Below are 16,155 nucleotides of genomic sequence, written 5' to 3' on the forward strand. Positions count from 1 at the left end.
TTCATGTTCAACTGATACAGAACAATAAATCTTTTAAAAATCAAAAAATGCTCATGTGGAGTAAATCATATTGTTATTGAAAGTTCCTTCTCCACCTTTCGAGAAGGTTAGGATGAGGAACTTTTATGTTGAACTCAGTTTTTAAAAGGGCTTTTGAAAGAAGCCGAATAAAAATATTTTAAAATGATTTAAATTATTGAAGGCTGTTAAATAAAGTCGCTCTAATCCAAGAACACGCTAAAGTTTTCAACAGATTCACGCGGGGTAATAAATGTATTTACAATATGGTCTGGATCGGCATAACCCAACACAACAGCACAGACTAACTCCTCATCATCAGGTGCATTGAGTACCTCTAAGACTATACGATGAAAATGATTCCATGCAGCTTGAGGACAACTGTCTATACCACGTGCTTTTGCTGCAATCATGACATTTTGCACCATCATGGAAATGTCCATTTTAGCGCCTGTTCCCATAATTTTATTTACAGTAAAATACAACACAATAGGTGCATCAAAAAGCTGATAATTCCTTAAATGTTGCGCCGCCATTTTTTCTTTTTCGCTTTTTTGAATCGCCAAAAGTCCATACAGCCCCCAACCATTTTCACGACGACGATCAATAAACGGTGAAATCCAAGTGGTCGGGTAGTATGAAAAACTTGCTGTATGCTGTTCGGCGAGTTCTGGTCGGGTAAATAATTCGATTTGTGCAGCACATACACGGTCAATCATTTCTTGTCGCTTATTACCAGTAACTACATATACTTTCCACGGTTGGGTATTTGCTCCAGATGGTGCACGACATGCGACATTTAAAATATCTTTAATAATGGCTAAATCGATAGGTTTATCCAAAAAAGCACGCACTGAATGACGGCTTGTAATTACTTGATCTATTACTTGAACCTGTTCGAAAAACATAAAAATCCTTTATTGGTCTAGTTTTCAATCAAATAAACTATATACGATAGTCGTAGAGGGGTTATATTCATTTTTTGAAATTTTAGCTAAGCCTTAGATTATATAATGATTATAGAAATACTAATCTGAAAAAAGAATTGAAATTAAAGTCTTATTCGATAAAACTGATTTAATAAAGGGGTTGAGTTACGCTAGATTACAAAGGTGTAAGAATTATACACAAATTGTTACTTTTGGGTTTTAACTTAGTTTCAACGCTTTCATAATTTAATAGCAAGCATATATGTGCAAAGTTTTTTTTATGTGGTGTCTGAGAAACTACTGAAGAAAACAAGAAAAATTGATTTTTTAGCAAAGTATTGGGGTTAAAAGATCAAATTGTACGGATGCACATCATAAATAAGGCTAGGAGTATTTAATGAGTCTATTCACAAATCGCAAGTCATTGATCGTCAAAAGTTTAGCATTAACAGTAACAGCTTTGATGGTAAATACAGCTCAAGCTGCTACTGACAGTCAAGAGATTCAACAATTACGCAATGAAGTTCAAGAATTAAAAGCACTTCTTCAGCAACAACAACAGCAAGTGAGATTAGTTGAATCTAAAGTTCAAGCAGCACCATCTTCTTCATCAGTTGGCTTAAAGTCTAAGTCTGGTGCAGATATCAATATTTATGGTTTTGTTCGTGGTGATGCCAACTATATCATTGAAGGCGGTGATGACGACTTCAACAAAATTAGTTCAACTACTGGAGAAGCGAAAGACAAACTCCGCGCGACAGCAAAAACAACACGTATTGGTTTAGATTTTAATACGCCAGTAGGTGATGCTAAAGTTGGTGGTAAAGTTGAAGTTGACTTTGCAGGTAACGGTGTAAATGAAAACCTTCGTATTCGTCATGCTTATTTAACCTATAACAACTGGTTATTCGGTCAAACAACATCTAACTTCCTATCTAGCCATGCGCCAGAAATGATTGACTTTGCAACTAACGCAGGTGGCGGTACTACACGTATTCCACAAGTACGTTATGCATACAATCTGGCACCAACTACAAAATTATTGGTTGCTGCTGAAGAAGGTAATAGTGCTGGGGCTACAGGTACAGCAGTTAAATATAGTCTTCCTGTGTTAACAGGTAAAATTACACAATCATATGCTGATGGCAACGGTAATGCGTCTGCACGTGTTTTAGTGGAAAACTATAAAGATAACAATGCTGGTAAAGATAAGACGGGATGGGGTGTTGCACTTGGCACAGACTTTAAAGTTGCGGATCCTTTAAAACTTTTTGCTGATGCATCTTATGTGGTGGGCAATAGCAATTACCTATACGGCAGTAACAATGCTTATGCTATTGTAAATGGCGATATTGAGCAGAATGAGTTCACTGCACTTCAAGTGGGTGGTACATATAAAATCTTACCTAATTTGCGTTCGACTTTAGCATATGGCGCATTGTTTGCTGACAACGGTACAGATTTTGCGAAAGCAAACCAAAACGCGAATGAAAAAATTCAACAAGCTTGGTTAAACGTGATCTATTCTCCAGCGAAACCGATTGATTTAGGTATCGAGTATATCAACGGTAAGCGTGAAACTTTCGCGGGTCAATCTTATAAAGATAACCGTGTAGGTTTAATGGCGAAATACAATTTCTAATTCCAGCTTAGAAATTTATTAATCCCAAAAACCGAGGAATGCTCCTCGGTTTTTTATGCATGAGTATTTATAAAAGAAATAGATAAGAAAAAAATATAATTTAAAATGATAGCTAAAATTGTAAAAACGTAAGACATTTGCTTAAAAAAATGCATAATTAACCCACTTTTTTTCTATGTTCATATTATCGTATAGATAAATGACCTGTTTTGGCCTGTTCTTGTAAAGCGAATGACTTATGAGAACTGTATTTCTCATTGTTTGATGAAATGATCTTTTATCAATAATAGGAGTAACATCATGACCATTTTCTTTTCTAAATTTTTGCAGCATTGCAATTCTGTTTATATCTAATCGCTAATGTATTTATCGCGATGAGCCTTTTTGATTTTCAATGTTGAAAATCTGCTTTTTATTTTAATTTTTTGTTGTATATATCAGGCAATTAGGTAATCACTAAATCTGAGTGATTTTAAGTCTGCTACTATTATGGAATAGCATTTCTATACCTATACAACAAAAAATCTAGCCAAAGAATGGACAATTACTTATGGAATTTTCTTTTAATGCCTTCTATACGTTGATTGCAGCAGTCATCGTATTGTTATTAGGTCGTTTCCTGGTCAATAAGATTGATTTTCTCCGTAAATATAATATTCCAGAACCTGTTGCTGGGGGACTTGTTGCCGCAATTTTGTCTTTACTCATCCATAATTTTTGGGGTTATAGCATTACCACGAGTAGTGAATTACAAACCAGTTTCATGTTGGTATTTTTCGCTTCGATTGGTTTAAGTGCAAATTTTGCAAAATTAAAAGAAGGCGGTTTTGGTTTAGTCATTTTTTTAATTTGTGTTGCTTCATTTATTGTCGTACAAGACTTTGTTGGGATTGGGTTGGCAACAGTCATGGGGCTAGACCCACTGATTGGTCTGATTGCAGGTTCAATTACGCTCACAGGTGGACATGGTACAGCAGGTGCTTGGGGTGAGATTTTAGAAACCCAGCATGGTATACAAGGTGCTTTAGCGTTGGGTATGGCGAGCGCAACGTTTGGTTTAATTATTGGTGGGATCATCGGTGGTCCATTAGCCAAGTTGCTGATTAACCGTTATCAGCTATCGAACCCAAAAACACAAAAAGAAGTGGATGAGACCAATCAACAAGCCGTTTCTGATCTTGGGGAATATGTTCCATTTGAGTATCCACACCAAGTCCGTTTGATTACTGCAGATAATGCGATTACAACATTGGGACTTTTTGCAGCATGTCTGGCTTTTGCTGAATTCATGACCGGTTACAGTAAAGGGCAATGGTTTGAGCTACCAACATTTGTTTGGGCATTGGCTGGGGGCGTTATTCTTCGTAATGTACTTGAAGGCATTTTAAGAGTTAAAATGTTTGATCGCGCGATCGATGTATTTGGTAATGCAGCACTCTCACTCTACCTTGCGATGGCTTTACTTTCATTAAAACTTTGGCAGTTAGCAGATTTAGCAGGACCATTGGTGATTATTCTGAGTGCACAAACATTAACGATGGCTTTATATGCCGCCTTCGTGACATTCCGTGTAATGGGAAAAAATTACGATGCAGCTGTATTGGCAGCAGGGCATTGTGGTTTTGGTATGGGTGCTACACCAACAGCTGTTGCAAATATGCAAGCCATTACCAATATGTATGGCCCTTCACATAAAGCATTTTTGATTGTTCCACTTTGTGGTGCATTTTTTGTCGACTTAATTAATGCAACAGTGATTCAATTGATTCTAAAATTTATCGCTTAATTTATGTTTAGATTTAAAAAGCCAGTGATATCACTGGCTTTTTAAATGAAATTTAGCAAGGCATAATGAATAAATAAAAGACTAGGAATACTGATAAAAATTGAAATTTTAAGTTCTAAACTCAACAGCATTAAACAGGTGGTGACGATATCTAATGGATTTTCCATGCTTTTTTGTAGCATAGGGATAATCACAGACAGGACAAATCCAACAACTGCAGCATTGATGAGTATCACAGAATTTTGAATATAAGGATTCACAAGTTGCTTAGACCAGTAAGGCAAAGCTAAAAAAACAAAGAAAAAAGAAGGTAAAAAGATCAACAGTGTTGTTATGACAGCATTTACAATGGGAAAAGTTGTAAGGGGCAAATATGCACCAAGATAACTGGCAAAGCTAAAGAGTGGTCCTGGCATAAATTGCGCAAGTGTGTAGCCTAATTCAAAATCTTGTTTGCTGATTAGGCCTGTATCGACAAAATCTTGCTGAAGCATGGGAAGAACCACATGGCCACCACCAAAGACTAAAGCACCTGTTTTATAGAAACTAAAACTGGCTTGAAATAGTAGCTTGTTGGAAAAAAGCATTGCTAAGCACAGGGCAAAAAAAATTGAAACAAATCCAATCAACCAGATTGATTTGTGATCATAAGAGCTCGGTAATACATTAAAATTTGCCTGCTGATTACCACTAGCAAAAACATTTGAATCCTTTTGAATGTATTTAAATCGTGTCATTAAAATGGCTAAAATAGCACTACCAAGGATAATCGCAAGTTGTAGCCATGCATTTGAAAATAAGAGTAGCAACACAGTACTGACCAGCATTAAGGTAAATTGTAGTTTGGTTTTACAATAGCTTTTAAACATCTGTAAAAAAGCAAAGACTATAATTGCTAAGATGATTGAGTGAATTGTTGAAAATAAGGCTAGATTAAAAACTGGATGCTGCTGAATGAATCTTGCTAAGCCAAACATTAGCAGTGCTGATGGGAGAGTAAATCCAATCCAAGCGACAATTGCGCCTAAATATCGATGTTGTAAACAACCTATAGCCATGCCCATTTGACTACTACTTGGGCCAGGGAGCATTTGGGTGAGTGCAAGCAGTTGATCATATTGCTGCTCATTTAACCAATTTCTTTTCTCTACAAAAGCTTGTTTAAAGAACACTAAATGCGCCGCTGGACCGCCAAAACTACTACAGCCTAATTTTAAAAAAATCCAAAAAATTTCAAAAAGTGTGGGCATATTTTTAGGATTATTTTAGACATTGATTTTTAAAATCTAATCGAAAATCATGACAGAATAAATAAATACAACAGCAAATCATTGCAAATTATGCTTAGATACAGGCGAATTTAGATTGTGCCATGATCTGAGAGTATATGTCATTGTTAAAGAAAATCTTTGCTTCTTTGTTTTGTGGTTTGTTACTAACTGCATGTGCACACTCACCCGAAAAAAAATCGCAAGCTGGTATATTGGCATCACAACAGGTTTTGGAAGCCTCTTCGCGATTGGACTATACTTTTTATCAATACAAACAATTATCAAAGAAAAAACCTGTGATTGCCTTGGTCTTGGGCAGTGGAGGCGCGCGTGGATATGCACACATTGGTGTAATTGAAGTGTTGGAGCAACATGGTATTAAACCTGATTTTATTGTTGGAACAAGTGCGGGAAGTATTGTTGGTTCAATTTATGCCAGTGGAAAATCGCCTGAACAACTACGCCAAATTGCACTCAATATGAAAGTGGGTGATGTACGCGATTTTAAAATTGGCATGAAAGGTTTTTTTGATGGGCAAAAAGTTGAAGATTATGTCAATAAGCAAATCAATCAAATGCCTTTGGAAAAAATGAAAATACCTATGTATGTTGTTGCTACAGAATTACAAAATGGTGAAAAGACGATTTTTAATTATGGTAATACAGGTCAGGCTGTGAGAGCTTCTGTATCTATTCCAAGCATGTTTATTCCTACCAAAATTAAAGGTAAGGAATATGTTGACGGTGGTTTAGTAAGCCCTGTACCTGTGAATATTGCCAAAGAATTAGGTGCAGATATCGTGATTGCGGTGGATATATTGGCACAACCTGTCAATACTGAAACGAGTAATGTCTGGGGGCTATTTAACCAAAATATCAATATCATGCAAAATAGATTAGCGGCTGAAGAATTAAAAAATGCAGATATTGTGATTCAGCCAGATTTGCGTGAAAAAGCACATATTTTTGATGTAAAAGGTCGTCAGGATACTATGCAAGCTGGAATGGATGCAGCTAATCAACGTATGCATGATCTAGAAGTGGTTATTGCCAGTAAGAAAAGTATTGAAACTGCTCAACAGCAATTTCAAGTCCAGAACTAAGATCAACAGTTAGAAGTACTTTAAAATCCAACACCAAGTATTCGGATCAGAAAAAACCTAAATATAGAAATATCGTAGCAAACATGTTGAATAAATAGAAAATGATTGATAAACCAATAAGATATACTTCAAATAAATGACAGTGTTCATAATCATAAATTGAGAGAATGGTCAATTGCCGAATTAAACATGTTTTTTAGTTGAAAAGATATATAATAATAGACTTAAATCTCCTGCCAAAATAGAGTCTAGAATACGATGTCTCCATTAGATCAAATGATCCCAGCTACAGATGACCAGTCAGAATTAACCATGTCCGTTTTGATGACCCCAGATATGGCAAACTTTTCAGGTAATGTACATGGTGGAACCATCCTTAAGCTGCTTGATCAGGTCGCTTATGCATGTGCAAGTCGTTATTCAGGTAGTTATGTGGTAACACTTTCAGTCGATAAAGTGAATTTCAAAGAACCAATTCATGTGGGTGAAATGGTCAGCTTTCTTGCCAGTGTAAACCATGTTGGTCGTACTTCAATGGAAATCGGGATTCGTGTTGAAGCACAAAATATTCAAAAACGTACAGTACGTCATACTAACAGTTGCTATTTCACCATGGTGGCTGTAGATGAAAATGGTAAACCACAACAAATTCCAGCTTTAAATCTGGATAATGATTGGAAACGCTGTCGTTTTGAAGCGGCTGAGCAGCGTAAAGTGGCACGTTTACAAGAAAATCATCATCCTTCTTGTAGTATTTATAAAAAAGCTTCAAATAGTTAATTGATTTAAGTTTCCCCCCTCGTTGCCAATGAGGGGGCGCTTTAGATAATCTCAAAATTAAAATGAAATGTAGTCAGCGTGATGCGCTATATTTGCCAGCACTAAGCGATTGACATTTAAACAAATGGTTAACCTTTCAAAAAAATCAAACACAAGAATATAATTTCTTTTAATTAATATTTAAATCAAATCAATTGTATAGCGGAATAAATTGTTTGATTTTAAAAAAGCTTACAATGACCCACACTACATTCAAAGTTTAAATACCTTTGAGTAGGCGATGCCTCACTTATGTAGGAGATGCCAAACCTTGCGCTGCAAATAAAGCATTGCTTTGTTTTTGCTCATGGAAGAGGGCTATACCTGTACCCCCCGCCCAACGGCGACATCCCTGTCGTCCCACGGTAGGATCACCATCTACGATTCAAAAGTAAAAAAACGAATTGATAACCAACAGTTTCAAAATTTCATACAAAAACATAAGCTTCATTTATGATCAATGACTTGATGCAAATCACTTATATGAATAATTAGGTGGCTTTGACAATAAATTCAAACGATAAAAATTTGATAAAGACAGTTCCACACTTTTAATTGACTTTGTTAAGAACACGTCCATCTACCGTCATGCTCCACATCCCATTGGCAGTTTGTTGCGGTGCTTGAGAAACTTTAAACTCAGTTGAAAGTGGTCCAATGCCAGCACTAAAGTTATTGCCTTCAAATTTAGAAAGTGGTGCAGATACAGATGAGCTTGAATTAGGTTGTTTATTGCTATATTCAACGCGTCCTTCAGGCGTAATCATCAAATTTACACTGCCATCCTCACTTTGCCATGTGCCTGAGTAGTTTTGTTTGTCTGTCGGTAATGGTTTGCTACATGCAACAAGTAGGGTGCTGATGACGCCTAAACCGATCAGTTTTTTTAACATTTTAAATTCCTCGTAAGTCTGGATATGTCAGGTTTTAATTATAAATTTACAAACTGATTTAAGTGCAAAAGAGTATATATGAATTATTCAAAAATCCTCTCTATACTAGAGTTGAGCAAAATGAAGCGATACAGGCATTGAGTTTTTAAACTTTAGGTTAATATTTTTTGAAATCTTAAAATATGGAATCTATTTATATGAAATAAAAAAATTAATTCTTTTTAGGATCAAAAATTACAAATCAGAAAGAATATAAAGTTATCAAATTTCTTTTCTAATAATAAGAAAGCCAGATTTCGATATGTTGGGTCTAATTGTTTAAAGACAGCAAAGATCAAGTAAAAGACATTAGAAAAATAAAAAGACTAAATCGCAGCATGATCTAGTCTTTTTATTCAGATTGTCTTTTTAGACAACCCAATTGCTAACTCGGGAGGAGTATTAAATCTTATTGACCTGCTTGAGGAGCAGAAGTCGCTGGAGCTTCAGCAGCGCTTTCAGTCGCAGGTTGAGCTGTAGGTTGACCGGCAGCTTGAGTATCTTCAGCTGCAGCTGGTTGTTCTTGAGTTGATACAACAACTTGTTCAGCTTCAGTTGCAGCTGTATCAGTAGCAGCAAAAGTTGAGAAAGCTGTGAAAGCAAGTGTAGTAGCTAAAAGTGTTTTAACGAGTTTCATTTTGGCATCCTTAATTCATTGAATTGATCGTATAACGACCTGTGAGAGCGTCAGTTGTTAAATGCGTTGCTGATCACAGGGAGTAATGTCATGCTAAGTGCAGATGAAAAAATGGGCAACCTAAGCAACAAAGCGTAACAGGATGGGTTACATGTTTAAAACAAATCATTGTATTATGTTGTTTTTTTGTGATCTATTTACTTTTACCCATAGGTAAAAGTGTATGGAAATATGAAAAGTTGATTAAAAAACACACTGCATTGTTACTTACACTTAACATTCATTATGCAATCTTTATGAATGTGGTATTGGAGTTTTGGATTGTTTTTGTAAATTTAATTTAAAAAATAGATGTTAAACCTGAAACTATTGGCAATTTTTCAGTAATAATAAGAAGAGTCGCAATATCTATCTATTTCTTTCATTTAATATGCTGGGTCGATCCTTTGAAGATTTTAAGCCAAAAAACAGTCAAAACTCATATTATTTCTGGTTTTTTAGGGGCTGGAAAGACCACCTTATTACAGCATTTGCTTCAACAGAAGCCAGAAAATGAAACTTGGGCGGTTCTGATGAATGAGTTTGGACAGATTGGTGTGGATCAGCAATTGTTACCACAAGACTCAGGTTATGAAGTAAAAGAATTACTCGGTGGTTGTTTATGTTGTGCAGGACAATTGCCTATGCAAATTGCCTTGTCTCGATTGATTTATGATAAACAACCCGATCGACTATTTATAGAACCTACAGGCTTAGGTCATCCCGCTCAACTTTTGGCACAATTGACTGAACCGCAATGGCAAGCGCAAATTGATATGCGTGCGTTGGTGACAGTAATCGATGGGAGTCGCTTACAGGATTCTGAATGGGTGAATCAAGCGCATTATCAAGATCAGTTAAAAGCTGCACAAATTGTTGTGGTTTCGCATGCAGATAGCATGTCTGCGTCTGATCATGAGGTATTAAACCAGTTTAAGAATGATTACTTTGCTTATATTCAAACTTGGGTATTGGCAGAGCAGGGTAATCTTGATATTCAACAGCTGGATCTATCACATCAAGGGGGGGAGAGAAAAGTTGTACCGCTGATTCAAGTGCAAAAGCAATTTAACCCCGATGAAGTACTGCCTGTGGTTAAACAATTACCTTATCACTATGTTGAAACGGCTAATGGGTATACTGTTGCTGGTTGGAAATTTTCAAAGCGTTGGCAATTCGATTTTTATGACTTGTTAGATGTCTTGTGTGAGCAAAAAGACTGGTTGCGCATCAAAGGGATATTCAATACCAATCAAGGTTGGATGACATTTAATTTTAATCCTGAAAATTTGAATTATAAATCGGGTGAAGAAAGCTTGGATAATCGGATCGAACTCATTAGCCAGCACAATCGTGATTGGGAAAGTTTAGAAACGGCTTTGTTGAATTGTCGAATTGATCAGGCGGAAAAAACGCAGTAATCCTTTTGAAAATCTTATAGACTGTGCGCCATATTTAAGAACTTTTTGGAACTTTCATGGCATTAAAAGCAACAATTTATAAGGCTGATCTGAATATTGCCAATATGGATGTGCATCAATATGGTGATTATCAATTCACGATGGCATTACATCCGTCTGAAACGATTGAACGTTTGATGGTACGTGTATTGGCATATGCTCGCTTTGCAGATGAACGTTTGGAATTTACCAAAGATTTATTTGAAACTGATGAACCTGCTTTATGGGAGAAGGATTTAACCGGACAGTTGATTAAATGGATTGAAGTTGGTTTGCCTGACGAAGACAAAGTTAAAAAAGCGGCAGCGCGTTGTAAAGAAGTGGCTGTGATCGCCTATGGTTCAGCCGTTGCAGAATGGTATAAAAGAAGTTCTAAACTCAAAACATTGTCAAATGTTCAGGTATGGCAATTGTCTGAGGCGACGACAACAGCAATTCAAGCTTTATGTCAACGCACCATGCAATTGCAATTAAATGTTATGGATGGTGAGTGGACCTTGATTGGTGATGATGCTCAAGCTGTGATTGAATGGACACAGTTACAGTAAGCATTGTTGTTCAATAAAAATTGACAAGAAAAGCAAGCGAATCGCTTGCTTTTTTTTACTCAAATTTCGTATACCTAGAGTGATAAAAATAGCTATGTAGAAAATCAATGAATAATGACATCTACCACTTACTTATGGCTTTGGCGATTGGTGCAATTATTGGAGCAGAGCGTGAGTATCGCAGTAAGTCGGCAGGATTGCGAACTATGATTATGGTGAGTTTAGCATCCTGTTTATTCACCATACTTTCAATTAAAATTGGAGTGCAAAATCCTGATCGTTTGGCTGCAAATATTCTGACTGGCTTGGGCTTTTTAGGTGCGGGGGTTATTTTTAAAGATGATAATAGAATTTCTGGGATTACTACAGCAACAACGATTTGGATGGTGGCAGCTTTAGGTATGGCCGCAGGTGCTGGTTATGAATATTTAGCATGTGTTGGTACAGTACTGGTATTGGTTGTTCTCGTATTTCTTGTCTATTTTCAAGAGAGAATTGAAGCCATTCACCAATCGCGTAACTATAGAATTTTATGTGATTATCAACAAGAAACTTTAGATAAATATGAGGAATTATTTAAACAATACCATATGAAAATTTTACGTGGCGTGCAAAATAAAACTGAAAAACAGATTGTTGGGCGCTGGGTGTTAATAGGATCTGCTCAAAATCACAAAAAACTCACAAACTATTTGCTTTTAGATCAAGAGATTAAAGAGTTAAGCTTTTAAAACAAGAAAAAGTGTGCTTGATTTATTCAATTTTTTATTCATCAAATTTTCAGCTTAGCGATTTAATCTAACGAAATGTATAAGTATTGGAGTAAACCGATGCGAGATCCTTATGAGCGAGTTATTCATTTTAATCAGTCGCGAGATGAGAAATTTCTAGCAATTAAATATAAATTAATGGCGAGCAGTGCTTTCCGCTTTTTTCGTGGTTCATGTCATTTATATTATGAAGATTTAGCAAGCCAACAAACATGGAAAGATCAAACCATCACTTGGATCTGTGGTGATTTACATATCGAGAATTTTGGTAGTTATCGTAGTCGACATCAAGTGGTTTATTTTGATTTAAATGATTTTGACGAGGCAATTTTGGCCTATCCAACGTGGGATGTGTCCCGTTTTATTTGCAGTATATTTCTGGCTGGCAAAGAGCTGAATATCGGAGACGATGATTTAAAATCTATCGCGGAACAACTGGTAGATGAGTATTTAAATGCACTTCGAATAGGGAAAGCTTATGCAGTAGAAAAAGAAACCGTCGATGGTATTTTAAAGAAATATATTACAACAGTTTCTGAGCGTGATCCTGTGGCATTTATTGAATCGCGTTGTTCTTTAGATAAAACAAGTGAGCGGCGTTATTTGGTGATTGATCAGAAAAAATATTTTAAAATAGAGTCCAAAAGCTTATATACAGCACTGATAAAAACATTTTCTGAGGATTTAAAAACACTCAAGGCGAAAAATCAATCAAATTTTCAAGTATTAGATGTCGCATTCCGTATTGCGGGGACAGGAAGTATTGGCTTAAATCGCTATGTATTCTTAGTCTATGATAGTGAAAATAAAACCCATACTTTATTCGATATGAAACAGGCTCAAGCTTCCTCTTTGAGCTTGTCTCCATTTCTAAAAATACAACAACCAAAATGGGATGATCATGCGCAACGCATTCAATTCATTCAAACACTCATGCAGTATCAAATACCGGCTCAGTTATCACGGCTAGACTTTCAAGGACAAGCGTATATTGTCAAAGCATTACAACCTGAACAAGATAAAATTGATTTTAAACAATGTGTAGATAAACCTAAAAAATTTACCGATGCCTGTTATAACATGGCTCGATTAATTGCTTATGCTCAATTACGTTCAACAGGGCGTAAAGGTTCTTCAACAGCAGATGAATTAATCAATTTTGCAGAACAAGCAGAACTTTGGAAAACGCAGTTGTTGAAATACACGTATAATTACGCCCAACAAGTTGAGCAAGATTATCAAAGTTTTTGTAAAAGTTATGCTGAATATCGTAATGAACAAAAGACAGTGATGAGTAAAGCTTTGCATAAACCCGAATGATGAATAGGAATAATGTATGTCAAATGAATTAGAAATTATTGACTTAAAAGTTGGTGAAGGTAAAGAAGCAGTAAAAGGTGCTTTGATTACAACCCATTATACTGGCTGGTTGGAAGACGGAACCAAATTCGATTCTTCAATTGATCGCGGCAATTACTTTGAAACAGTGATTGGAACAGGGCGTGTAATCAAGGGCTGGGATCAAGGTATTATGGGAATGAAAGTGGGCGGTAAACGTAAATTGATCGTTCCTGCACACTTGGCTTATGGAGAGCGTAAAATGGGCAAAATTATTCCAGCAAATTCTAATCTGATTTTTGAAATTGAACTGTTTGATGTCAAAACGCGTGATTAAATCTGCTAAATGTCTGGATTGACTCAGCCATCACTCTTCAAACATAAAAATAGAGGTCAATTGATCTCTATTTTTTATGTTTAATGCAGCATCTATTGACTACACGATGTTGTACTAACAATGTTGAGAGGGGCTTTTTGACTTCTGTATATTTTACTCAGATAAAATATAACCCGAATTCGACTTTATAAGTTTATTATTTATCTAATAGTGTGATTTTAAACACAATAGTTTTATTTTTTTGTTTATTATTTACTCAATGCTTAACAATCATCTACAATACTTTTGTCTTAAAAGTGTTTAAATATCACAAATAAATAATTCTGCTCAGAGTTATTTTTTAAGGTTCGTTTCAGTTTTATTCTTTTAAATCATCGTTGTAAAACCTCTGGCTTAATTCGTCTTGAAAAAGGATTTTAGTATTTCAATATTGATGTACTACGGACGGATTCAGATTTAAAAACAATGATGATCGAGTATTTAAATATATGCTAAGCCGTTACTTTTCTCCTTCAGCGATGATATGCGTAACACTATTGTTTTCGTCCTTTTATAATAGTGCAATGGCAGAAGTAGACCAAGTTGCTACTGAAACTCCAATAGAGCACGAATTACCTAAAATTGATTTAAATACGCTGACTATTATTGGTTATCATGAAATTACGCCGAACCATGATGCAGTGATTCCAGATTATGCTGTCACCACGAAACAGTTTGAGCTGCATTTAGATTGGCTGCAAAAAAATGGCTATAATTTTGTCAATGTCGACCAAATTATTAAAGCCAACGAAGGTAAATATAAACTACCCACCAAACCTGTATTGTTGACTGTAGATGATGGTTATCAATCTTTTTATCAATATGCATATCCTGTCATTAAACAACGTAAAATTCCTGTTGTACTCGCTGTCGTTGGCTCATGGTTAGAACCTAAAGCCAATGAAATGGTTCAATTTGGTGATGAAAAATTAGCACGTAAAAAACTTTTGACTTGGGATGAACTTAAAACCATGCAAAAAAGTGGCTATGTAGAAATTGGTAGCCACAGTTATAATTTACATCGTGGTATTTTAGGCAATCCTCAGGGCAATTCTGAGCCTGCCGCCGTCACACGCGAATACGATCCAAAAAGTAAAACCTATGAATTTGATAAAGTCTATGCAGATCGTATTTTTAGTGATTTGAAAAAAAATAATAAATTATTGCAATCACATGGTTTAAAAGCACCACGTGTGATGGTGTGGCCATATGGTCGTTATAATATGGAAGCGGTTGCTTTGGCTAAAAAGGTGGGTATGCCCATCACCATTAGCTTAGATGATGGTCCAGACCATATTGAGAAATCGTTAGGCCATTTGAACCGCATTCTTGTCGAAGGCAATATGACTACGGATTCTCTAGCACAAGAAATCCAAAGTCGTCAGATGAATTTTACTGACAATAACCGTCCACAAAAAGTCATGCATGTGGATTTAGACTATATCTATGATCCAGATGAAGCGCAGCAAGAGAAAAACTTAGGACATCTGTTAGACCGTATTCGTGAAATGAATGTCACTACGGTATTTTTACAGGCATTCGCTGATCCAGATGCGAATGGGTCAGCTGATATGGTGTATTTCCCAAATCGTTATCTACCAATGCGTGCAGATTTGTTTAACCGTGTTGCATGGCAGATTCAAACTCGGACCCATGTGAGTCGTTTATATGCGTGGATGCCTTTATTGGCTTGGGACTTACCAACTTCAAATCCTGCGTCTAAAGATGTGGTGGTGACTCAGCAAGCCAAAGACAGTGATCATTTAAATATGGGATATCATCGTTTAAGTCCATATTCACCAGAAGCACGTAAAGTAATTGAAGGTTTATATCAGGATTTAGCAAAATCGACGACGTTTGATGGCATCTTGTTCCATGATGATGCAACACTTTCAGATTATGAAGATGCTAGTCCAGAAGCGATTAAAGCTTATCAAAAAATTGGTTTACCAGCGGATTTAGAAGAAATTCGTAATGATGATGCAAAATTGCAAAAATGGACTGATTTTAAAACCAAGACCATTGATAACTTTGCAATGGATTTAGCGCAAAAGGCGCGTTATTACCAACCATTCTTACTGACTGCACGTAACTTATATGCCCAAGTTGCACTTTCAGCATATTCGGAAAACTGGTATGCCCAGTCTTTAGAGCAATCGATTAAAAATTATGACTTTACTGCAATTATGGCAATGCCGTATATGGAACAGGCACCAGATGCAACTAAGTTTTATAAAGATTTAGTACAAAACGTGAAGAAACAACCAAATGGGATTAAAAAGACGATTTTTGAATTACAAGCAGTGAACTGGCGTAATAATCAAAAGATTCCAACATCAGAAATTGCTCAAACGATCCAGTCTTTATACCAACAAGGTGTGATGCATGTGGGGTACTACCCCGACGATCCAATTGAGGATCACCCAAATACTGCTGAAATGCGTAAAGTATTTGATTCTAAACCACAACGATTGGTTCCTTAAGGTC

Annotated in this window: 13 protein-coding genes and 1 pseudogene; 10 read left to right on the forward strand and 4 right to left on the reverse strand. The window is 36.1% G+C overall.

Annotation, left to right across the window (positions count from 1 at the left end; translation table 11 throughout):
• Positions 1 to 221 precede the first annotated feature (221 nt).
• Positions 222 to 926: a nitroreductase gene (locus tag ACG916_RS04180; RefSeq protein ID WP_336952876.1), complete on the reverse strand. Its 705-nt coding sequence runs from the start codon at positions 924 to 926 to the stop codon at positions 222 to 224.
• Positions 927 to 1,344: 418 nt separating this feature from the next.
• On the opposite strand from ACG916_RS04180, the gene ACG916_RS04185 reads away from it, so the two are divergent.
• Positions 1,345 to 2,589 (forward strand): DcaP family trimeric outer membrane transporter, encoded by a 1,245-nt coding sequence (locus ACG916_RS04185; protein WP_336952875.1) that lies wholly within the window; start codon positions 1,345 to 1,347, stop codon positions 2,587 to 2,589.
• Between the two features lie 550 nt (positions 2,590 to 3,139).
• On the forward strand, positions 3,140 to 4,375 hold the full coding sequence (gltS, locus tag ACG916_RS04190; RefSeq protein ID WP_336952874.1) for a sodium/glutamate symporter: 1,236 nt from the start codon (positions 3,140 to 3,142) through the stop codon (positions 4,373 to 4,375).
• Positions 4,376 to 4,416: 41 nt separating this feature from the next.
• Here the strand turns inward: gltS and chrA are convergent, their stop codons facing one another.
• Positions 4,417 to 5,625, reverse strand: a complete 1,209-nt coding sequence (chrA, locus tag ACG916_RS04195; protein ID WP_419327580.1) for a chromate efflux transporter — start codon at positions 5,623 to 5,625, stop codon at positions 4,417 to 4,419.
• 245 nt (positions 5,626 to 5,870) lie between these two features.
• Here chrA and ACG916_RS04200 point away from each other — a divergent pair.
• Positions 5,871 to 6,749: pseudogene (locus ACG916_RS04200) on the forward strand (patatin-like phospholipase family protein); the annotation flags it as partial.
• Between the two features lie 258 nt (positions 6,750 to 7,007).
• Entirely contained in the window at positions 7,008 to 7,529 is a 522-nt protein-coding gene (locus ACG916_RS04205; protein WP_336952872.1) for an acyl-CoA thioesterase, read from the forward strand.
• 590 nt (positions 7,530 to 8,119) lie between these two features.
• On the opposite strand, the gene ACG916_RS04210 is transcribed toward ACG916_RS04205, so the two are convergent.
• Positions 8,120 to 8,461 carry a hypothetical protein gene (locus tag ACG916_RS04210; protein WP_419327581.1) on the reverse strand — a complete coding sequence of 114 codons (342 nt, stop codon included), beginning with the start codon at positions 8,459 to 8,461 and terminating at the stop codon, positions 8,120 to 8,122.
• 448 nt (positions 8,462 to 8,909) lie between these two features.
• Positions 8,910 to 9,137: a hypothetical protein gene (locus ACG916_RS04215; RefSeq protein ID WP_004722685.1), complete on the reverse strand. Its 228-nt coding sequence runs from the start codon at positions 9,135 to 9,137 to the stop codon at positions 8,910 to 8,912.
• A 446-nt stretch (positions 9,138 to 9,583) separates the two neighbouring features.
• On the opposite strand from ACG916_RS04215, the gene ACG916_RS04220 reads away from it, so the two are divergent.
• The 6 genes from ACG916_RS04220 to pgaB all read left to right on the forward strand — a co-directional run bounded on the left by ACG916_RS04220 (position 9,584) and on the right by pgaB (position 16,151).
• A complete protein-coding gene (locus ACG916_RS04220) occupies positions 9,584 to 10,597 on the forward strand; it encodes a CobW family GTP-binding protein (protein ID WP_419327582.1) in 1,014 nt (337 codons plus the stop codon).
• 56 nt (positions 10,598 to 10,653) lie between these two features.
• On the forward strand, positions 10,654 to 11,184 hold the full coding sequence (locus tag ACG916_RS04225; protein ID WP_004722682.1) for a YaeQ family protein: 531 nt from the start codon (positions 10,654 to 10,656) through the stop codon (positions 11,182 to 11,184).
• A gap of 107 nt (positions 11,185 to 11,291) precedes the next feature.
• Positions 11,292 to 11,915, forward strand: coding sequence for an MgtC/SapB family protein (locus ACG916_RS04230; protein WP_419327583.1), 624 nt, complete (start codon positions 11,292 to 11,294; stop codon positions 11,913 to 11,915).
• Between the two features lie 99 nt (positions 11,916 to 12,014).
• Entirely contained in the window at positions 12,015 to 13,274 is a 1,260-nt protein-coding gene (locus tag ACG916_RS04235; RefSeq protein ID WP_419327584.1) for a DUF2252 domain-containing protein, read from the forward strand.
• A 16-nt stretch (positions 13,275 to 13,290) separates the two neighbouring features.
• Entirely contained in the window at positions 13,291 to 13,629 is a 339-nt protein-coding gene (locus ACG916_RS04240) for an FKBP-type peptidyl-prolyl cis-trans isomerase (protein ID WP_004722677.1), read from the forward strand.
• A gap of 488 nt (positions 13,630 to 14,117) precedes the next feature.
• Entirely contained in the window at positions 14,118 to 16,151 is a 2,034-nt protein-coding gene (gene pgaB, locus ACG916_RS04245; protein ID WP_419327585.1) for a poly-beta-1,6-N-acetyl-D-glucosamine N-deacetylase PgaB, read from the forward strand.
• Positions 16,152 to 16,155: the final 4 nt, after the last annotated feature.

It is taken from the genome of Acinetobacter legionensis, assembly GCF_048552295.1.
Lineage (GTDB): Bacteria > Pseudomonadota > Gammaproteobacteria > Pseudomonadales > Moraxellaceae > Acinetobacter.